The 20,327-nt window shown below is 54.5% G+C and carries 17 protein-coding genes; 11 read left to right on the top strand and 6 right to left on the bottom strand.

The genetic code is table 11. The annotated features are described in order from the left end of the window. Positions 1-9: 9 nt before the first annotated feature. The 3 genes from FY046_RS03735 to FY046_RS03725 all read right to left on the bottom strand — a co-directional run bounded on the left by FY046_RS03735 (position 10) and on the right by FY046_RS03725 (position 3,751). Positions 10-1,269, bottom strand: coding sequence for an ABC transporter permease (locus FY046_RS03735; RefSeq protein WP_133841380.1), 1,260 nt, complete (start codon positions 1,267-1,269; stop codon positions 10-12). Between the two features lie 116 nt (positions 1,270-1,385). Then, positions 1,386-2,411, bottom strand: a complete 1,026-nt coding sequence (locus FY046_RS03730) for an ABC transporter substrate-binding protein (protein WP_159336279.1) — start codon at positions 2,409-2,411, stop codon at positions 1,386-1,388. Positions 2,412-2,488: 77 nt separating this feature from the next. Next, positions 2,489-3,751, bottom strand: a complete 1,263-nt coding sequence (locus tag FY046_RS03725) for a 4-aminobutyrate--2-oxoglutarate transaminase (protein ID WP_133841382.1) — start codon at positions 3,749-3,751, stop codon at positions 2,489-2,491. 107 nt (positions 3,752-3,858) lie between these two features. Here FY046_RS03725 and pdxR point away from each other — a divergent pair, with 107 nt between their 5' ends. Genes pdxR through FY046_RS03710 form a run of 3 tightly spaced genes read left to right on the top strand, consistent with a single transcriptional unit; the run spans position 3,859 to position 6,697 of the window. Continuing rightward, complete coding sequence (gene pdxR / locus FY046_RS03720) at positions 3,859-5,364, top strand: MocR-like pyridoxine biosynthesis transcription factor PdxR (RefSeq protein WP_133841383.1); 1,506 nt, start codon at positions 3,859-3,861, stop codon at positions 5,362-5,364. 45 nt (positions 5,365-5,409) lie between these two features. Then, entirely contained in the window at positions 5,410-5,634 is a 225-nt protein-coding gene (locus tag FY046_RS03715) for a hypothetical protein (RefSeq protein WP_167863555.1), read from the top strand. Continuing rightward, positions 5,612-6,697, top strand: a complete 1,086-nt coding sequence (locus FY046_RS03710; RefSeq protein ID WP_159336280.1) for an ABC transporter ATP-binding protein — start codon at positions 5,612-5,614, stop codon at positions 6,695-6,697. Before FY046_RS03715 ends, FY046_RS03710 begins: the two co-directional genes overlap by 23 nt. Before the next feature lie 65 nt (positions 6,698-6,762). On the opposite strand, the gene FY046_RS03705 is transcribed toward FY046_RS03710, so the two are convergent. From FY046_RS03705 to ackA, 3 genes are all read right to left on the bottom strand, one after another. Beyond that, the gene (locus FY046_RS03705) at positions 6,763-7,746 is read right to left on the bottom strand and encodes a lysozyme inhibitor LprI family protein (RefSeq protein ID WP_446185763.1); all 984 of its coding nucleotides are present in this window, start codon (positions 7,744-7,746) and stop codon (positions 6,763-6,765) included. A 244-nt stretch (positions 7,747-7,990) separates the two neighbouring features. Then, positions 7,991-10,135, bottom strand: coding sequence for a phosphate acetyltransferase (gene pta / locus FY046_RS03700; RefSeq protein ID WP_133841385.1), 2,145 nt, complete (start codon positions 10,133-10,135; stop codon positions 7,991-7,993). Positions 10,136-10,328: 193 nt separating this feature from the next. Further along, positions 10,329-11,531: an acetate kinase gene (ackA, locus tag FY046_RS03695; protein WP_133841386.1), complete on the bottom strand. Its 1,203-nt coding sequence runs from the start codon at positions 11,529-11,531 to the stop codon at positions 10,329-10,331. 352 nt (positions 11,532-11,883) lie between these two features. On the opposite strand from ackA, the gene yfbV reads away from it, so the two are divergent. The 8 genes from yfbV (at position 11,884) to FY046_RS03655 (ending at position 20,291) form a co-directional block, all read left to right on the top strand. Then, complete coding sequence (gene yfbV, locus FY046_RS03690) at positions 11,884-12,336, top strand: terminus macrodomain insulation protein YfbV (RefSeq protein WP_133841387.1); 453 nt, start codon at positions 11,884-11,886, stop codon at positions 12,334-12,336. Between the two features lie 122 nt (positions 12,337-12,458). Beyond that, positions 12,459-12,953 carry a YfbU family protein gene (locus FY046_RS03685; RefSeq protein WP_133841388.1) on the top strand — a complete coding sequence of 165 codons (495 nt, stop codon included), beginning with the start codon at positions 12,459-12,461 and terminating at the stop codon, positions 12,951-12,953. Positions 12,954-12,966: 13 nt separating this feature from the next. Beyond that, entirely contained in the window at positions 12,967-13,626 is a 660-nt protein-coding gene (locus FY046_RS03680) for a sugar phosphatase (protein WP_133841389.1), read from the top strand. 278 nt (positions 13,627-13,904) lie between these two features. Continuing rightward, the gene (locus tag FY046_RS03675; protein ID WP_133841390.1) at positions 13,905-14,405 is read left to right on the top strand and encodes an RNA polymerase sigma factor; all 501 of its coding nucleotides are present in this window, start codon (positions 13,905-13,907) and stop codon (positions 14,403-14,405) included. A gap of 83 nt (positions 14,406-14,488) precedes the next feature. Beyond that, positions 14,489-15,457 carry a FecR family protein gene (locus FY046_RS03670; protein ID WP_159336282.1) on the top strand — a complete coding sequence of 323 codons (969 nt, stop codon included), beginning with the start codon at positions 14,489-14,491 and terminating at the stop codon, positions 15,455-15,457. Between the two features lie 172 nt (positions 15,458-15,629). Further along, positions 15,630-18,323 (top strand): TonB-dependent receptor domain-containing protein, encoded by a 2,694-nt coding sequence (locus FY046_RS03665; protein ID WP_446185762.1) that lies wholly within the window; start codon positions 15,630-15,632, stop codon positions 18,321-18,323. Between the two features lie 172 nt (positions 18,324-18,495). Further along, the gene (locus FY046_RS03660) at positions 18,496-19,341 is read left to right on the top strand and encodes an energy transducer TonB (RefSeq protein WP_446185761.1); all 846 of its coding nucleotides are present in this window, start codon (positions 18,496-18,498) and stop codon (positions 19,339-19,341) included. 188 nt (positions 19,342-19,529) lie between these two features. Further along, a complete protein-coding gene (locus FY046_RS03655) occupies positions 19,530-20,291 on the top strand; it encodes a Slam-dependent surface lipoprotein (RefSeq protein WP_133841394.1) in 762 nt (253 codons plus the stop codon). The last annotated feature ends 36 nt before the right edge of the window (positions 20,292-20,327 follow it).

Genomic DNA, 20,327 nt, shown 5'->3' with positions numbered 1-20,327 from the left:
ATCATCTCCTTAGTGAGCTGCCGCTTCGGCAGAGGTACGTGTGACACGGATATAGACGATATACAGCAGCAGGACGATCACCAGCAACTGGCTGCCGAGCGCAGCGGCCATTCCCCAGTTCATGGTGGTGTTGGTAAAGAAGGCGACAAAGTAACTCACCATCTGGTCGTTCGGCCCGCCCAGCAGGGCAGGGGTAACGTAGTAACCAATCGCCATCATAAATACCAGCAATGCTCCTGCGGCAACCCCGGCATAGGTTTGTGGGACATAAACGCGCCAGAAGGCGAGGAAAGGATGGGCGCCCAGTGAGACAGCCGCGCGTACATAGCTCGGTGAGATGCCTTTCATCACCGCATACAGCGGCAGAACAATAAACGGCAGCAGGATATGGGTCATCGAAATAAACACCCCGATACGGTTAAACACCAGCGTCAGTGGGGAGTCGATAACGCCCATACCCATCAGGGCGCGGTTAATCAGCCCGCCGGACTGCAACAGCACAATCCAGCTGGCGGTGCGGACAATGAGTGACGTCCAGAACGGCAGCAGTACCAGGATCATCAGCAGATTAGCGCGGTTGGCAGGTTGTTTCGCCAGCCAGTATGCCAGCGGATAACCAATACCGACGCACAGCAGTGTCACCACCGTGGCCATCCACAGGGTGCGCAGCAGCACATTGACATACAGTGCCTGGTCAGCAGGCAGTGCCTGAATATCACCGCTGGCTGCATCGACCTTACGGTCGAACACGGACAGCAGATAGTAGCTGGTGACCGGGCCGGATACGCGTTTCAGCGTTTGCCAGGTACTCAATTCTCCCCAGGCCGGTTGTCCGGAAATCAGCGCCGCTTTTACGCCTTCACCCGAGGCGGGGACAAGCCGTGGCGTGGTGGTGATCAGGCGGCGAAACGAGGTGTTTTCATAACTCAGACGCTTGGCAACGGTGGCAATCTGTCCGCGCTCCCTGGCGGCGATCAACTCTTTTCCCAGCGTGGCGTACACTGCCTCATCCGGTAACGCACTGCCAGACCAGGAGGCCAGCGCGGCTGAGGTTTCCGGCAGGTTTTCGTGGATCTCAGGGTTCTGAACGCTTTTACTCAGAATAGAGACGATAGGAAACAGGAAACAGACCACGACGAAGATCAGCAGCGGCGCAATCAGCAGCAGGGAACGACGGGTTTTCACACCATCGACCTTGCGCAGGCGCTGACTTAATGACGTACTGTCCGGTGTTGATGGCATGGGGGATTCCATTACGGGATTGCTCATTACTGTCTCCTGACATCATGGCGGGGCCGTTTACTCACAGGGCGACCGGATAAAGGGGGCGCCCCCCGACAAGCGCGCAGGAGCGGACCTACTGTTTCGGTCCGCCCGCAGAGCCGTTACTTCGCGGCCCAGGCGTTAAAACGCTGTTCCAGATCTTCACCGTGCTCCAGCCAGAAATCACTGCTTACCTGTAATGAGGTGGCGAGGTTATCTGGCGCGGTGGGCAGTTTGCTTACGCGTGCCGGATCAAGCAGCTTGCTGGTGTTGATATTGGTCGGCCCGTAAGGAATATTTTCAGCAAACACTTTCTGGTTTTCGGCTTTGTTGGCAAAAGCGATAAACTTCTCCGCCAGTGCTTTGTGTTTAGATCCTTTCACAATCGCCCAGTTGTCGAGGTCGTACAGCGCGTTGTCCCAGACGATTTTGAAGTCATGACCTTCATCCTGTGCGGCACCAATGCGGCCGTTGTAGGCGGAGCTCATCACCACGTCGCCGGACACCAGCCATTGCAGCGGCTGTGCGCCTGATTCCCACCACTGAATATTGGGCTTCAACTGATCCAGTTTTTTGAAGGCGCGTTCCACCCCGGCTGGTGTCGCCAGCACGTTATAGATGTCTTCACGCTTCACACCGTCTGCCATCAATGCAATTTCCAGCGTGTATTTGGCACTCTTACGCATGGCGCGTTTACCCGGGAAGTCTTTCACATTCCAGAAATCTGCCCAGCTTGCTGGCCCTTTTTTCAGTTTGCTGGCGTCATAGGTCAGCACCGTAGACCAGACGAAGATCCCGGCCCCGCACTCGCTCACGGCGGCAGGGATAAAGTCGGCTTTATTACCCAGCTTGTTCCAGTCCAGCGTTTCCAACAGACCTTCCTCACAGCCACGTTGCAGTTCCGGCGTTTCCAGTTCCACCACGTCCCAGCCTATCTGGCCGGTTTCAACCATTGAACGGATGCGTGCCATTTCGCCGTTAAATTCACCCGCCTCAATCGATCCCAGGCCCGCGGCAGTGAAGGGGGTATAAAACGCTTTTTCCTGTGCTGCTTTATTGGTGCCGCCGAAAGAGATCACTGTCAGGCTTTCCGCCTGAGCCTGAAGTGTCAGTGTGGCGAGAATCAGTGCTGCTAAGGTCTTTACCATGCCAAATTCCTCATTTTCTATTAGGTTGTTATAAGCATTTTATGTGCCACATCCCGGTGGCCGGCGGAATGATGCAGTCAGCCGCGTAAAAGTGATGTCAGCAGGCTAAGTGCCGTTTTGAATTGAGCGTCAGGAATAGTGAGGGGATAAAGGAAGCGAATGACATTGCCGTGTACGCCACAGGTCAGCAGGATTAATCCTTGCGCCAGCGCGCGTTGCTGGATATCACGGGCCATCGCCGCGGAAGGTTTTCCGGTGGCCGGGTCATTAAATTCAGCGGCCACCATTGAGCCGCGCGCGCGCACTTCAACCAGCGCCGGGTTTCCACTGGCATTCAGCGTTTCCACCAGTTCCGCGCCAAGGCGCAGGGCGCGGGCGCACAGATCTTCTTCTTTAATCACTTCCAGCACAGCCAGCGCACCGGCAACGGCCAGCGGGTTACCCGCATAGGTGCCCCCAAGGCCGCCGGGTTCAGGCGCGTCCATCAGTTCAGCGCGTCCAGATACCGCTGAAATGGGCAGTCCTCCCCCTAGGCTTTTCGCCATGGTCATCAGGTCAGGCTGCGCGTCAGGATAATATTCGCTGGCGAACAGTTTGCCTGTACGGGCAAAGCCCGTCTGGATTTCGTCGGCAATCATCACAATGCCGTGCTGGTCGCACAGCGCACGCAGTGCAGTAACAAATTCAGCCGGGGCGATGTTAAAGCCGCCTTCACCCTGAATCGGTTCATAGATAATGGCGGCAACCTGCTGCGGACTGATATCGCATTTGAACAGCGTTTCCAGGCTTTCCATCGCGTCCTCTACGCTGAAGCCGTGCAGGGCATTCGGGTAGCGGGCATGGAACACGGAGCCAGGGAAGGGACCAAAGCCGGTTTTGTACGGGGTGACTTTACCCGTCAGTCCCATGGTCATCAGCGTGCGCCCGTGGAAAGCACCGCTGAAAGCAATGACCCCCGGGCGTCCGGTGGCGGCGCGGGCAATCTTCACCGCATTTTCGACCGCTTCAGCACCGCTGGAGAAAAAGGTGGTTTTGCATGGCCCGGTCACAGGCACAAGTTCATTAAGCTGCTCGGCCAGAGCAATGTAGTTTTCGTAGGGTATAACCTGGTACGCGGTGTGAGTGAAACAGTCCAGCTGGGCGCTGACGGCGGCCATCACTTTTGGGTGCCGGTGGCCGGTGTTCAGCACGGCAATCCCGGCGGTGAAGTCGATATACTCACGGCCCTGGTGATCCCACAGCGTGGCGTTCTCTGCTTTGGTGGCGAAGAAATCACACATCACCCCCACTCCACGTGGGGTGGCGTTCAGACGGCGCTGCTGTATTTCACTGTTGCTCATGGTGTAACCTCGTTATGAATTTTGAATACTCTCTGCTCTCCTTGCTTTGTAGCCTTTTCGGGGTTTTATAAACCAGAGCCAGTTTTTTTTATTTCAAGGAACCAATTTTGCGAACGTTACTCGGTGACCTGCTCGCGCATCGCCTGGCACTGGCGCCTGAGGGCGCGCTGGGCAAGCGTTTATACGATGTGTTGCAGTGCGCGATTCAGGATGGATCCATTGCCACGGGCAGTCGTTTGCCGGCCACGCGCGATCTGGCAAAAGATCTGTCCGTGTCGCGGAATACCGTGCTGGCGGCGTATGAGCAGTTGCAATCAGAGGGGTATCTGCAAACCCGTACCGGCAGCGGTACCTTCGTCAGCGATGCGTTGCCGGAAAGCGTGCCGGAAACCGAAGGCGTGCCGGTCAGTGCCGGGCGCCCGTTTAATTTCGTACGCCTCTCCAGTCGGGGATCGCGTCTGCTGACGCGCAGCGGGGCCGGAGCGTATCAGTGGGGGGCGTTTATGCCCGGTGTGCCCGACGTCAGCCATATGCCGCACGATATCTGGCGCAAGATCCACCTGCGTCTGAGCCGCCGCATGCCGGTGGAGGCGCTGAGTTATTCCGGCCACGGCGGTTGCCTGCAACTGCAACAGGCGCTGGCTGACTATCTGCGGGTGATCCGTTCGCTGAACTGCACGCCAGACCAGATTCTGGTGACGGCCGGGACGCATCAGTCGCTGGATTTGCTGGCAAAAATGCTGTGCGATCCGGGGGACCGGGCGTGGGTGGAGGAGCCGGGTTACTGGGGCATCCGTAACGTCCTGGCCGTGAACGGCATTGAGTTGTTGCCAACGGCGGTGGATGACGAGGGGATGACGCTGCCTGATTTGAGCGGTGAAGCGCGTGCGCCGCGCCTGATTTGTGTGACGCCCTCACACCAGTATCCGCTGGGATCGGTAATGAGCCTGCAACGACGGCACCAGCTGCTGGCGCTGGCAAAAAACGCCGGAAGTTGGGTGGTGGAGGATGACTACGACGGTGAGTTTCGCTTTACCGACTCCCCGATCCCCGCCCTGCAAGGGCTGGCGCCGGATGCGCCGGTCATTTATCTCGGCACCTTCAGCAAAACCCTGTATCCCGGCCTGCGCCTGAGCTACATGGTGGTGCCCAAGCCGCTGGCGGCGCGGATGAAAATGGCCCATTCCGAGCTGTACCGTGGCGGCAACGGGCTAGTGCAGTTGACGCTGGCGGAGTTTATCCGCGAGGGGCATTACGCAGCCCATGTGCGCAAGATGCGCCAGCTGTACAGCCGACGTCGCGCTGAGCTGGTGCGGGTGATCCGCGAAAGTCTGGGAGATAAATTTATCGCTCAGCAGAGCAATGCCGGGCTGCATCTGATTCTGTCGCTGCCCGATAACATCGACGATGTGGCACTCAGCGCTGAGCTGGAGCAAAACGGTGTACTGACGCGTCCGCTGTCGGCTTACTACCTGCTGGGTACCGCGCGACGCGGGCTGCTGCTGGGATATGCCTGCGTCGACGAGCAACAGATGGCGGAGAAATTTGCCCCGATCCTCGCCTGTCTGTCACGGCGCATCACGCCGGGCGAATTGCCCTTTCATGGTGCATAGGGCGATGATTGCCTGATTCTGCTGGTTTTTTGTTGATGTGTTTTGGTGGTTTTTAAAAAAACAATAGAAAACAACAGCCTGAAAGCAATGCCTTCAGGCTTTTTTTTGATTTTTTGTCAGATTCTACTTGTCGAAGTGAAATTTGTTGTGGTAGAGCTAAAAAAGAGCCACCCAACAGATGCACCTCTTGTGAGTTATGCACAAAGCGTGCCTGGGACGTTTTTTGCCCGTTTGACGAGAGAATACTATGAGATCCCTGGTAAGTTTTAAGAACATCAAAAAGAGCTACGACGGCGAAAAGCTGGTGGTTCGTAATCTGAATCTTGACGTGCAGGAAGGGGAGTTTTTAACGCTGTTAGGGCCGTCTGGTTCTGGAAAAACGACCAGCCTGATGATGCTGGCCGGGTTCGAAACTCCGACCGATGGCGAGATTTTCCTGCGTGATAAACCCTTGCATACCTTGCCGCCGCACCAGCGTGATATTGGCATGGTGTTTCAGAATTATGCGTTATTCCCGCATATGACGGTGGCGGAAAACCTGGCGTTTCCGCTGTCGATCCGCCGCATGAGCAAGGTTGATATTAAAGAGCGTGTGGCACGCATTCTGGATATGATTAAACTCACCCCACTGGCCGATCGCTATCCGGCGCAGATGTCGGGGGGACAACAGCAAAGGGTGGCCCTGGCGCGTGCGCTGGTGTTTGAGCCAAAGCTGATCCTGATGGATGAGCCGCTGGGGGCGCTGGACAAACAGCTACGTGAGCACATGCAGCTGGAAATTAAGCAGCTCCATGAGATGCTGGGTCTGACGATTGTTTATGTGACGCACGATCAGAGCGAAGCCATGACCATGTCTAACCGGGTTGCCGTATTTAACGACGGTATGATCCAGCAGATGGACAGCCCTGGCCAGCTTTACGAGCAGCCCGCCAATGCCTTTGTGGCGCAGTTTATTGGTGAAAATAACAGCCTGCTCGCCACGCAGGTCGCAGCACAGGGCGACTACTATCGCGTCAAGCTGGACGATGGTTATGAGCTGGATGCGCTGAAAGTGCGGCCAAGCTCACCGGGGAAAAAAATCCAGCTCAGTATTCGTCCGGAGCGTATTAACGTCAATGCCCCGGAACAGGGCGATCAGCAGGTGAGCGCGCGTATCCAGCAGTTTATCTATCTGGGCGATCATGTGCGCATGCTGACTGAGGTCGCGGGGCAGGGGAATTTTATGGTCAAGCTGTCGCCGGCCAAAATGGACAGCCGCTGGCAGCCGGGCACTGAGGTAAAACTCTCGTGGCAGCCTGAGCATCTGCGTGCGCTTGATGTGGTGATCCAGTAATTAGGGTGTCTTAGTCGGGGAAAAATGCCCTGCGTTCAGGATTATGATCGCAGGGCAGAATGTTTTTATCGCGCCTGTTCCAGTTCCACTATTCGTTTGTTGGTGAAGTCGAGTTGGCATTCAAACATATTTGTCATCTCAGCTTCGCTGCCTTTCATCGAAATTTTCCCGCAAATCGCTTCTTTATTTTTGATCCACTGTCGTTGCTGACTTAATAACGCTTTCTGTTTTTCACTTCCTAATCCGTGCCAGGCAGTACCCAGCTGTTTATCTGCATCCATAAAGCGATTTCTCACTTCATTTAATGAGACTGGAACGGCTCGCTGTGGCGCAGAAGGGGCTGTATTCACTTGCGCCGGCTGGGCAGGAACCGCAGCAGTAGTAGCGTTAGCATCGTCTGCTTTCGCACTCTGTAGGGCTATCTGCTGCTGTGCTGCCGCTTCAGCCTGTTGCTGAGCCAGGGCCTGCTGTGCAACCTGCGCCTGCTGCTGTTTAGCCTGTTCTATTTTTTGCTGCTCAAGTAAGGGCTTAACAATAGTGATTGTGGAAATAAACGCAGCACCGGAGGAAATACCATTGTTTCCTGCTGTTTCAATAAATACCGTCTTATTATCATCGGTTGGTTGCGCGGTATAATTAATGCGCGAAGAAAATACATTGGTATTGAGCGTCAGGCTGAGGCTTTCAAGGAATTTATCAATGTTTTTTCTATAGTTAACTCGATAAAACTCACTGAGATCCTGATATTGCTGGGGATCGATTTTAATACTGACCGTGGCAGAACAGGTCCGTAATGAACTGTTGGGATCTTTGCTGTTCGTCGTGATATCGGCGACGCTGAACTGCACTTTTTCTAATGCTGACCGTTTAATACCGTTGGTGACATCTTCAAACGACATGCTTTCCGGATTGATCTGCTCCATCGCTGACTTTTTCAGTACGTCAATCAACGTCTGGGTGCTTACCGGGGATGAACACTCCAGCTGATCTTTATCATTGCAGCCTGCGAGAAACGCTGAGAGAAGCAATAACGCAATTTTTTTGTTCATTTCTTATCCTTTGAAAATATGGCTGAACGTTGCCACTGCCGGGAGGCAAGGGAGCCAATGCGGTGGGACTACCACCCATGTTCCCTGGCCTTCTATAAATCGGCAGTTCTCCGGATTTCTTTATTTATCACAAATTTTTTTTACTGATTGCAGGAAGGAAACTATAAAAAAAGCGAACCCTGAATCGGGTTCGCCTTTTGATAGGCCGACAGAACGATCGTCGGCCCGGTCACTGCCTGTGGTGTTAGCCTTCAGCCTGTTTAGACTGAATCGCCGTCAGGGCGATGGTGTAAACGATATCGTCTACCAGCGCGCCGCGTGACAGGTCGTTGACCGGCTTACGCATCCCTTGCAGCATTGGCCCGATGGAGATCAGGTCAGCAGAGCGCTGTACGGCTTTGTACGTGGTGTTACCGGTGTTCAGGTCTGGGAAGATGAACACGGTAGCACGGCCTGCAACCGGTGAGTTTGGCGCTTTTGATTTGGCAACATCAGCCATGATCGCTGCGTCATACTGCAATGGACCATCGATCACCAGGTCAGGACGTTTTTCCTGCGCGATGCGCGTGGCTTCGCGTACTTTCTCAACGTCGCTACCGGCACCCGAGGTTCCGGTGGAGTAGGAGATCATCGCCACGCGTGGTTCGATGCCAAACGCCAGTGCAGAGTCGGCGGACTGGATAGCGATCTCTGCCAGCTGCTCAGGGTTGGGATCCGGGTTGATCGCGCAGTCACCGTAAACCAGAACCTGCTCAGGCAGCAGCATGAAGAACACGGAGGAAACCAGTGAACTGTTCGGTGCGGTTTTGATCAGCTGTAATGGCGGACGAATGGTGTTCGCGGTGGTGTGAACAGCACCGGAAACCAGTCCGTCAACTTCACCACGCTCCAGCATCATGGTGCCGAGCATCACGTTGTCTTCCAGCTGCTCCTGCGCTACCACTTCGGTCATGCCTTTGCTCTTACGCAACTCAACCAGACGGGCAACGTAGTTTTCGCGTGCAACGACCGGGTCAACAATCTCAATACCTTTGCCCAGTTCAACGCCCTGAGCAGCCGCTACGCGCTGGATCTCTTCCGGGTTACCCAGCAGGATACAGGTGGCGATGCCGCGCTCAGCACAGATGGCTGCGGCTTTAACAGTACGTGGTTCGTCGCCTTCTGGCAGGACGATACGTTTATGCGCTTTGCGTGCCAGTTCAGTGAGCTGGTAGCGGAAGGCAGGTGGAGACAGACGACGGCTGCGCTCAGATTCAGCGGTCAGCGATTCGATCCAGTCTGCATCGATGTGGCTGGCCACATATTCCTGCACGCGTTCAATACGCTGGGTATCGTCGCTTGGGACTTCCAGGTTGAAGCTCTGCAGGCTGAGAGAGGTCTGCCAGGTATTGGTGTCGACCATAAAGACGGGCAGGCCAGTCTGGAAAGCACGCTCACACAGTTTCTGAATCGGCGCGTCGATGGCGTAACCGCCGGTCAACAGAATGGCACCAATTTCCACGCCGTTCATCGCGGCCAGGCAGGCGGCAACCAGCACGTCAGGACGGTCAGCAGAGGTCACCAGCAGTGAACCCGGACGGAAGTGTTCCAGCATGTGTGGCAGGCTGCGGGCGCAGAAGGTCACGGATTTCACGCGGCGAGTGGCGATGTCGCCCTCGTTGATCACACGTGCATTCAGGTGACGGCACATATCGATAGCGCGGGTGGCAATCAGCTCGAAGCTCCACGGCACGCAGCCCAGCACGGGCAGCGGGCTGTTAGCGAACAGCTGCTTAGGATCGATATTGGCCACGCTGGCTTTGTTTGAGTCGTCAAAGATCTCAGACAGGTCCGGGCGCGTACGACCCTGTTCGTCAACCGGGGCATTCAACTTGTTGATGATAACGCCGGTAATGCTTTTGTTTTTGCTGCCACCGAAGCTGCTCTGCGTCAGTTCGATGCGCTCTTTCAGCTGGGCCGCTGAGTCATTGCCCAGTGACATCACGAAGACGATTTCAGCATTCAGTGTTTTGGCGATTTCATAGTTCAGCGCATTGGCGAACTGATGTTTACGCGTTGGCACCAGGCCTTCTACCAGCACCACTTCGGCATCTTTGGTGTTTTCGTGATAGCGCGCAATGATCTCTTCCATCAACACATCTTGCTGGTTAGAGCCCAGCAGAGATTCAACGCGGCTCATTGCCAGCGGTTCAGCGGCAGGAATGCTGGAGTTTTTGCGGATGATGGTGGTGGTCTGGTCTGGGCTGTCGCCGCCTGCACGTGGCTGGGCGATCGGTTTAAAGACGCTGAGACGCACGCCTTTACGTTCCATAGCACGGATAACGCCCAGGCTGACGCTGGTCAGACCGACGCTGGTACCGGTAGGGATGAGCATGATAGTACGGGACACGATAGATTCTCTCCTATAGCGTCATTTTTCACGCTACAGGTGTGTTGGCTGCCTTCGCTCACCCCAGTCAATTACTTGAGTAAGCTCCTGAGGATTCACTCAGTTGCCGCCTTCCTGTAACGCGAAATATGTAGCTATATAAAATGGTGTCTAAAACAACGCCGTCAGCCTGGGCTGACGGCTCGTTGCGAGATTATGCCGTCAGGCGGCTGGCGTCCTGCGCGATCACCAACTCTTCGTTGGTTGGGATGACAATCGCTGCACGCGTGCCTTCTTTGTTGATAAAGCCTGATTTGCCGAAGCGTGCGGCCAGGTTGCGCTCGTGGTCAACCTCGAAGCCCAGCAGCGCCAGCTTGCCCAGTGACAATTCACGAACCATCGCTGCATTTTCACCGATCCCGCCGGTAAAGATAACCGCATCCAGGCGGCCGTCCATCAGTGCAGTGTAAGAACCGATGTATTTCGCCAGACGGTGGCAGAACACATCCATCGCGCGTTTGGCATCTTCTTTAGTGGCGTAGTTGTCTTCAACGTAACGGCAGTCGCTGGTGACTTCAGTCAGACCCAGCAGGCCAGACTCTTTGGTCAGCAGTTTGTTGATCGCATCCACGCTCATGCCCAGCGTGTCGTGCAGGAAGAAGATGATCGCCGGGTCGATGTCACCACTGCGGGTGCCCATCACCAGACCTTCCAGCGGAGTCAGACCCATTGAGGTGTCCACACATTCGCCGTTACGGATAGCCGAAACAGAGCCTCCGTTGCCTAGGTGGCAGGTGATCACGTTCAGTTCAGAAACAGGTTTGTTCAGGACTTTCGCCGCTTCCTGAGTTACATAGTAGTGACTGGTGCCGTGTGCGCCGTAACGACGAACACCGTGCTCTTTATAGAGTTTGTACGGCAGGGCGTAGAGATAAGACTCTTCAGGCATTGTCTGATGGAAAGCGGTGTCGAAAACAGCCACATTCTTATCTGAAAGGTGTGGGAAGTTTTTCAGTGCTTCATCAATACCGATCAGGTGCGCCGGGTTATGCAGCGGTGCAAAAGAAGAAGCATCTTTGATGCCCTGGATAACAGACGCATCGATAACCACAGACTGAGTTAACTTTTCGCCGCCATGTACGATGCGATGACCGATTGCAGCGATTTGTGCCGACAGTTCTGGTTTTTGTGCCAGAATAGTTTTAACCATGAAGTTCAGTGCTTCGCTGTGAGCTGCACCAGCACCCAGAGCCGCTTCTTGTTTAGCGCCATCCTGCTTCCATTTGATACGGGCTTCCGGAAGGTGGAAACATTCAGCTAAACCTGACAGGTATTCGTCGCCGTTTGCCGGATCGATGATGGCAAATTTCAGGGAAGAACTACCGCAGTTCAGAACCAGTACTAACTTACTCGACATGGAAGGTCCTATTTGTTTAAAGTGGCGAAAATAAAGTCAACAGTCTATCAGCGTAGTGCATGAAAGCTGGTACATTAATGATGAAGGTCAGGCTTTCGAAAAGTTTTGTCCGAAAGCAAATTTTTTGGAAATATTACGAGATTTTTTTAAATCTTGTCTGTTATTTTTATAAGTTGGTCGATTGTTGACCCGGATTGCTCGTTATCCACTGCCCGTACCCGATATGATGGGAATAAATCGCGCACAGGATAACCAGGGTCACTCGCAAAGACAAAATATTTTGAATCATGTTAGGTAAAGTTGGTGAGTTACAGTTTTTTTTTAATATTTATCTCTGAAGTTGAGGTCAGACATGGCGAATGAGTCCGGCAGTGTCGGTTGGTTTAAGCTGTTCCAGCATGGGCAGCACTATATGAAGACGTGGCCTGTCGATAAACGCCTTGCACCTATGTTTCCAGAAAACAGAGTGACGCGCGCCACGCGGTTTGCTATCCGCATTATGCCTCCCGTCGCTGTTTTCAGCCTGACCTGGCAAATTGCCCTCGGCGGGCAACTTGGCCCGGCCGTGGCCACCGCGCTCTTTGCCTGTAGCCTGCCAATGCAGGGGCTGTGGTGGCTGGGAAGACGTTCGGTCACGCCGTTGCCTCCTTCTTTGCTGGGCTGGTTCCACGATGTGCGTGAGAAACTGCAAGCCGCCGGCCAGGCGATGACCCCGGTTGAAGGCAAGCCCACGTATCAGTCACTGGCTGATGTTCTGAAACGGGCGTTCAAGCAGCTGGATAAAACGTTCCTTGATGACCTCTAAATGCAGGCGGGTTTTCCTCACTGAAGTGAAGGTAAACCCGCTTTGCGTCAAAGAAGCCTTTCCCCTCGCTATGCGATCCTTGTGCAACTTTCAGATTGCCCCCCGTGGCCGAGGAGCCCCAAATGGATATGACCCACGCACAGCGTTTAATTCTTTCCAATCAATACCAGTTAATGGCGATGCTCGATCCCGATAATGCGGCGCGTCATCGTCGCTATCAGACTATTGTCGAACGCGGTTACGGCCTGCAACTGCGCGAGCTGGATAATGAATTCAGCCAGCTGCCGGAAGCGGAATGCCGCACGCTGGTCGCGATGATGGAGATGTATCACGCGCTGCATGTTTCCTGGACTAATCTGAAAGAGCCTCAGGGGGTTGAAGCGCGTCGCCTGGTATTCCTGGGTTTTGATGCCGCCACAGAAGGGCGTTACCTCGGCTACGTGCGCTTTCTGGTGAATGTGGAAGGGCGTTACGGTCATTTTTCCGCGGGCAACCACGAGTTTAATGCTCAGGTGCCGATGTGGGAAAAGTATCAACGGATGCTGGCTGTGTGGCACAATTGTCCCCGACAGTACCATCTGAGTGCGAATGAGATCGCGCAAGTTATCAACGCCTGAGAAGGAAGATGCAGTGAAGTGTAAAGGTTTTCTGTTTGATCTGGATGGCACGTTAGTCGACTCACTTACGGTCGTTGAACGTGCCTGGAAAAACTGGGGTAAGCGCCACGGGATTGACCCGGACGAAGTGCTTGGTTTCATCCACGGTAAGCAGGCTATTACCTCACTGCGCCATTTTATGGCCGGGGCGTCAGCAGACGCCATTCAGCAGGAGTTTATCGCCCTGGAAAAAATGGAAGCCGAAGACACGGACGGGATTGTGGCGTTGCCGGGTGCGCTAGCGTTGCTGGCGCAGCTTGATGAAATGGACATCCCCTGGGCCATCGTGACCTCCGGTTCTGTGCCTGTGGCCAGCGCCCGTCATGCGGCGGCAGGGCTGCCAGCTCCTGCCGCGTTTGTTACCGCAGAACGTGTCGAGCGCGGTAAACCTGAACCTGATGCCTATTTACTGGGTGCACAGCTGCTGGACCTGGAGCCGGAAGAGTGTGTGGTGGTAGAAGATGCCGCAGCGGGCATTCTCTCCGGACTGAGCGCAGGCTGCCATGTGATTGCCGTGAACGTGCCCGTTGATGCACCCCGTCTGGAAGATGTGGATATGGTACTCACCTCGCTGGATGAGCTTATCATCCATAAAAATGCTGATGGCAGCGTTAATATTCACCGTAAACATTAATTCTTTTCAGCCCTGCTCTCGCGGGGCTTTTTATTTCCCCCCTGGTTCCCCCTGGTTCCCCCTGGTTCCCCGTGGTAAAAAAAACAACATAAATGTCACACCAATTTTAATGTTAATAAGAATCATTATCATTTTTATATTTTTTTCTATATTCTTACCGAAAACGAACAAATAGCGACCCGCGCAACCGCGTGCTGGTCCTCTCCAGGGTACTTTTTTATGGTGTGCATTAACGTTGCTTGTGCTCGCTTTAAACTTCCGGCTCCCGGGGTGGCGCTATGCTGAACCTCAAATTGCTCTTCCAGAAGCACGCGCACGAGATCCAGCAGTTTCTTCAGAAACGCGGGCACGGGCCTGATGTGGCCGCCGATCTGACCCAGGATACTTTCCTGCGCATCCTCAGTTCGGCACCGCAAAAGGATGATAACCCGCGTGCGTGGCTGCACCGGGTGGCACGTAACCTCTCGGTTGACCTCTATCGCCGCCAGCAGATTGTCACCATAGAAGAGATGCCGGAAGAGGACTTCTATGCCATTGCTGACCCGCTCTCCGGGCCGGAACGGACCTTTGGTGCGCGTCAGGATCTGCAAATACTGAACGATGCGCTGCATGAGCTGCCGTTACAAACTCAGCAGGCTTTCCGCCTGTATCGTTTAGGGGAGATGACGATTAACGAGGTGGCAGAGGAGCTGGATATTTCTATTTCCCACTGCTGGAAACTGATTCAACGCGCCTACCTTCATCTGCGCGTGAAATTGAACGATGCGCATAAGCAATGAACTAAAATAAGCAAACGCATCTCTTATCCATTACAGTATGAATGCTCTTTTTGCCGACGCGCCAGCGAACCGGATTTGCTCAGATGACTGGAAACATGTCGCAGGACGATAAACTGTTTGAAGAAGCCTTCGACCTGATCATCATGTTGCAGGCTGGCAAGGATACCCCGCAGGTGCGCGATCTGATTCAGGTCTGGCGCGCGCGTGGCCCTGCCCATGAAGCGGCCTGGCGCGAGGCGATGCATATTCACAGCCTGTCCGGCGATTTGCTGCATGTTTCCCCCTCCACCGTTGTGCCCCTTCCTTCCCGACCGGGATTATCCCGTCGTCGTTTTCTGCTGGGGGCAACTGCAGTTGCTGCTGCGGGGGCTCTGTTGGCAGTGGCGGGACCCCAACTGCTGCTTAACCTTCGTGCTGACAACGTGACGGCGACCGCAGAAGTGAAACATCTGCGGCTGGAGGACGGAACCGCTATCGCGCTGGGACCGGACAGTGCCGTTCGTTATCATTTTACCCCGCAGGAACGCCGTATTGAGCTGCTCTCCGGGATGGCGTGGATTGATGTTGCCGCTGACGACATGCGTACTTTTCGCGCGGTGGCGCGTGATATGCAGGTCAGTACTTTCGACAGTGCTTTCGATTTGAGCCAGGAGAGTTCGCTGCTGAATGTCAGCGTCGGGCGCGGCAGTGCTGAAGTGCTTATCGCGGGTAACAGTGACCCGGTCAGTCCGCAGCTGGGTGCCGGTGACTGGCTGACCCTGGATCTGCACAGCCAGTTGATCGAACATGGTCATCATTCTGCTGATGCCGCCGGTGCCTGGCAGGACGGTACGCTGGTGGTGGACGGCGAAACATTATCATCAGTGGTCGCACGCATTGCGCGCTGGCAGCCGGGCAAGGTGGTGATGGCCAGCAGCCGCCTTGGTCATCAGCGTATTAGCGGTGTCTATAATCTGAGTGACCCCTTGAGCGCCTTGCAGGCTGCGGTGCAGCCTCGTGGTGGCAAAGTGCATGAACTGAGTCCGTGGCTGACGGTAATCGCCACGATCTGACCGAAAAAGACCTTCCTCCCTACGTTTTCATTCTCCCCCAAAATAGTTTTGTAAAAAAAACATCTTAATGAGAAAAATTGTCATTCCCATTCGTTGTATCTGACAGAGCGTGCTGGCTGTCACCTGCATCATCGGCCGCTTACAAAATAACAATATTTTGCCGAGGGGATTTATGATTTCGTCAGTTGAAGTTCGCCTTGCACGTCGTGTCGGTACCCGACTGTTAAGCGCAACGCTTTTAGGTTCACTTTCGTTGCCGCTGGTGGTGCTGTCTCACAGTGCACACGCAGAAGCCGCACAGCAAATTTCATTCAGCATCCCGGCCGGTTCACTGTCCGGCGCGCTGGCCGCGTTTGGCCGCCAGTCCGGTATGCAGATCAGTTATCCACCAGAAATGGCGGCCGGGAAGACATCTCCGGGTATCTCCACCACCACCACGTCTGACGCCGCGTTGAACCGGTTGTTGCAGGGCAGTGGGCTACAGGCAAACTTCAGCGGCAACACGGTCACACTGAATACGGCTTCAGCATCCAATGCCGACGATGATGCCCTGATGCTGGGCACCATTACCGTGACCGCTAAAGCAGGTGGAACGCCAGCGGACGCACCCTATGAAAGTGCCGGTTCCAGAGCGTATCTCTCTGGCGAACAGGTGGAGCGTTTTCGCGGCACCTCGGTAGGCGACTTCCTCTCTGGTGTACCCGGTGTGCTGAATGGTGATGCCCGCAACTCAGGGGCGCTGGATGTGAACATACGTGGTATGCAGGGACAGGGACGAGCACCGGTTATTGTCGATGGATCCAGCCAGGAGACCAGCATTTATCAGGGATATAATGGATCGAACTCACGTACCTATATTGACCCGGATTTTATTGGTTCCGTCGAGATTGAAAAGGGTGCCAGCATGGGTGCCGATGCCACTGGTGCCATCGGTGGGGTGGTGCGCGTCAGTACCATCGGTGTACAGGATATTTTGCTGCCGGGCGAAAGTCTGGGGGTACGTATTAAGGGCGGCTTTAACAGCAACAGTGGTCATGTTTCTGCGGAAGGTACCCGTGCGGGCATGAAAAAATCGTTCGGCTATGCTGGCGATAGTCCGACTTATGACCAGATGTATTATAAGAATGACACCCGGCGTCCGGGGTTACTGGAGGCAACGGGCGGTTCCGGAAGTATTGCGGTGGCAGGGACGAGCGACTATTTTGACGGTGTAGCTGCCTATGCCCGGCGCTACAACGGTAACTACTACGCGGGTAAGCACGGTGGCGGCCAGCCCCGGGTGACGACCAAAGTGGATCTCTATGGTAATAACACCTTAGTCAACGGCGGCATTGGACCTTACCGTGGCGGAGAGCAGGTGCTGAATACCTCGCTGGATAACGAATCCTGGCTGCTGAAAGGCAAGCTGAAGATGGTGAATAACCAGACGCTGGAACTGGGATATTCAAAATACATCAGTGACTACGGCTATCAGCTGGGATCGACGTATTTTATCACCCCCTCTTTCTATCAGGGACGGCTGAGTAATATCACGCTAGATACCTGGACTGCGCGTTATCAGTGGCAGCCCGATGATACCGATCTGATTAACCTCAAAGTGAACACGTTTTACAATCAGGTGGATAACCGTGCTAATGCCACCAGCTACAATGAAACGCTGGGCACTCTGACCTCTACCGCTATGCTGGTCGGTGCGGATCGCTGGGGTGCCACCGCATCGAATACCTCACTGTTCACCACGCCTGTCGGGGATGTCAGCGTTGAGCTGGGCGGAGGTTATACACGTGAAGATGTTGGCACACCGAGGGGTGTTACATTTGTCGATGATCTTTCGGTGGTCATGCCACAACCGCGCGAGGGTAATCGCCGCGAGAGTAATGCCTTTACCACACTGGAATGGAAACCGCAGGAATGGCTGACACTGAACGGCCATGTGCGCTATCAGCACTATAAAACCCTGGATGAGGCGCCAACCCTGGAAACACCGTATGAGCGTACCGATAAAGGCTGGTCACGGATTATCAGTGCAACGGTTGAGCCGTTTGAAGGTGTGAAACCTTATGTGAAGTACAGCAATGTCATGCGCAACCCCAGTATCTTTGAGTCACTGACCAGCCCGTCATTTGGCGTGCCGGTGGCGGATAACGCCGTGAAACCGGAACAGGCACGCAGCTATGAGGCCGGAATTAACATTCTGCGCGATGGCGTACTGATGAAAGAAGACAAACTGCGCCTGCATGCGGCGTATTTTGATAACCAGGTTGATAATTACATTACCCGTTCCAATGTCCCTATGGAGACGCCGTGGTTCACCTGGTATGCGCTGGGACGCATTAACCTGAAGTCAGCCGAGATGCGCGGTTTTGAAGTTTCCGCTGAGTATGACACCGGCAAAGTGTTCGGCAGTGTGGGCTGGAACCACTATACCCATGTGATGTTCTGCGCGGTGCCGGGCAGTATTAATCCTGAATATACCGAGTGTGCAGCCGGGGGGATTTACAACAGCTTCGCGCTTCAACAGGTACCGCCGAAAGATACGGTGACGGTGAATCTGGGAAGCCGTTTCCTCGATGACAAGCTGACCGTGGGTTCACGTGTTAACTGGATCGGCAGCCGCTACACCGAGGGAATTGGTGATGGCAGTGAGAAAACCACACAGTCACTGGGTGTCGGCTCAATTCAGCCTTCTCGCTGGCGTCCGTATGCGCTGGTTGACCTGTACGCCAGTTATAAGCTGAACAGGAATACGACGTTTGATTTGACCGTTGATAACCTGACCGACCGTTATTATGTCGAGGCGATGAGTATCTCACCGCAGGCCGGTCCAGGCAGGACACTGCGCGGTAGTGTGACGATGAAGTTCTGATAGCCTTTTGCGGGCGGGGGAAACCCCGCCCGTTTTCTTTTTTTCATTTAAATCAAAAAACGTTGTCTTCACTGAGAAAAAAAAGCCGCGCCGTTCGTTTTATTAGTAAGAAGCAAGATGCCAGGCAATCAACCCGAGAGGGGTGAAAGAATAAAAACAGGTTGGGGGTGGTATGCAAGGCGTACTCGGGCCGGAAAGTCAGCAAGATTCTCCGCTGTGGTTAACGGGTGGTCTGCTGGCGCTGGCACTACATGGCGGTCTGGCAGTCTGGTGGATGTGGACGCCACCGCCGGTTGCTGCTGACGATGCCCCTCCCGCAGCCATTATGATTGAAATCGCCGATACGGCGCAGGCTGTACAGACGCAGCAGAACAATATCACCACGGAAAAGGTGGATGCCCAGGCCAGTCAGGCGCAGAACAAAGAAGAAGCGCAGAGCGATGGCGCAGCGGCACCCGCGCAAGCACAGCCGCAGCCATCATTGAAGGACCCAGAAAAACCGCTGCCTGTCGTGGAAAAAACGGTGATGACCCAGTCAGCCGCCCGGGCATCGAAAAGTAAAAAAGATGAACAACGCAAGGCGCAGCAGAAAAGGCAGCATCAGCAAAAACAGCAACAAGAGCAGCAACGCGAGCAAGCGGCATCAGCCCAGAGCGTTCAGGCACAGGTACAGGCGCAGCAGGCATTACGTAACGCCGCCCGCCAGACCGTCGCCAGCAACGCGCTGTCACCCCAACAGAGGGCGACCTGGATGAGCAAAGTGATGGCCCATCTGGAGAAGCGCAAACGCTATCCTCAGGCGGCACAGGATCGCGGACAGCAGGGGGTGGCGACCGTCGAATTTACCCTTGATGGTCAGGGAAATGTACAGACGGTAGCACTCAGAAAGGGCGTGGGTTTTAGTGCACTGGATAATGAAGTGTTGTCTCTGTTACGCCGTGCTTCACCGGTACCGGCACCGCCAGATGGTGAACCGAAACGACTTACCGCACAGATTCAGTTCTTCCCGCGTTCGTAGCGCGTGAGGCAGTTACCATGGGGATATTCCGCTTTTTCCGGGGTAACTACGCTCTTATATGTAAATGCAAATACATATCATTGTGATTTGTATTTAATTTTTTTGACCGGAGCCGCTGGTGTAACACGTAAGGGCGGCTCTAAATTTGCAGTTAACCGTTGTAAATCATCTTTTTAAGGAGAGTTCCAATGTTTGCAAAGAATAAAGTGGTTCTGGCTTTGGCAATTTTGGCGACAACAGGTGTGGCACAGGCAGCGGTCATTGTCGGGGGGACCAGTGCCAGCAGTAACCTGCTTATTGGTCAGGCTGGAACGACGACGCCTGCTGTTGCAGGGGCGGGAGTGAGCGGGCAGTTAAACAGTGCCATCACGGCTTTCAGCCATTTCACGTTACCGATGTTCAAAAACAGTGGGAACGATGGCTACAAATTCTCCGGTAAACAACTGACGGCTATCGGCGTTCCTGGTCATGGTGGCCTGGGGGTCTGGTCATTTGCCAAGGTGGGAACCCAGGATGTGTGGTTCGGTGAGTGGGATGCAGAAGGGACGGCTGTCGGTAGCAAAGTTAATGGCACTCATACCGCATTTTACGTAGGGAACAATGGGAATGTTGCCACCACGCTGCCAACCACTGGTCCAGTGACCTATGCGGTGAAATCCATCAACCGTGGCACCTCTGCGACAGCAGCCCTGCCATCCAGTACGCTGACTGCTAACTTCAGCACCAAAACGGCCAGCTCTACCGGTGATATTGCCTTCACCGGCGGCACCATTACCACTTCTGCTTCCGATGTGAAACTGGCGGCAAGCAACGTAGCGGTAACCAGCGTTAGCGGTACCGGTGGTGCTCTGAATGGTCAGTTCTACGGTACCGGCGCTTCTGCTGTAGCCGGTCTGGTGAAATTCTCAGACCGTAATAAAGATACTGCCTTTGGTGGTACTAAAAACTAATCTACCGGCAGCCTGAGGGTTGCTCCTCAGCAGGGA

It is taken from the genome of Erwinia sp. 1181_3 (assembly GCF_052824965.1).
This window is presented reverse-complemented; position numbering and strand designations above follow the sequence as displayed.

Coding starts and splice junctions, on each gene's coding strand:
- FY046_RS03675 (WP_133841390.1), top strand. CDS start 13,905: ATGCTGAACCTCAAATTGCTCTTCCAGAAGCACGCGCACGAGATCCAG.
- FY046_RS03725 (WP_133841382.1), bottom strand. CDS start 3,751: ATGAGCAACAGTGAAATACAGCAGCGCCGTCTGAACGCCACCCCACGT.
- FY046_RS03735 (WP_133841380.1), bottom strand. CDS start 1,269: ATGAGCAATCCCGTAATGGAATCCCCCATGCCATCAACACCGGACAGT.
- FY046_RS03660 (WP_446185761.1), top strand. CDS start 18,496: ATGCAAGGCGTACTCGGGCCGGAAAGTCAGCAAGATTCTCCGCTGTGG.
- FY046_RS03685 (WP_133841388.1), top strand. CDS start 12,459: ATGGATATGACCCACGCACAGCGTTTAATTCTTTCCAATCAATACCAG.
- ackA (WP_133841386.1), bottom strand. CDS start 11,531: ATGTCGAGTAAGTTAGTACTGGTTCTGAACTGCGGTAGTTCTTCCCTG.
- yfbV (WP_133841387.1), top strand. CDS start 11,884: ATGGCGAATGAGTCCGGCAGTGTCGGTTGGTTTAAGCTGTTCCAGCAT.
- FY046_RS03670 (WP_159336282.1), top strand. CDS start 14,489: ATGACTGGAAACATGTCGCAGGACGATAAACTGTTTGAAGAAGCCTTC.
- FY046_RS03665 (WP_446185762.1), top strand. CDS start 15,630: ATGATTTCGTCAGTTGAAGTTCGCCTTGCACGTCGTGTCGGTACCCGA.
- FY046_RS03655 (WP_133841394.1), top strand. CDS start 19,530: ATGTTTGCAAAGAATAAAGTGGTTCTGGCTTTGGCAATTTTGGCGACA.
- FY046_RS03730 (WP_159336279.1), bottom strand. CDS start 2,411: ATGGTAAAGACCTTAGCAGCACTGATTCTCGCCACACTGACACTTCAG.
- FY046_RS03710 (WP_159336280.1), top strand. CDS start 5,612: ATGAGATCCCTGGTAAGTTTTAAGAACATCAAAAAGAGCTACGACGGC.
- FY046_RS03705 (WP_446185763.1), bottom strand. CDS start 7,746: ATGAACAAAAAAATTGCGTTATTGCTTCTCTCAGCGTTTCTCGCAGGC.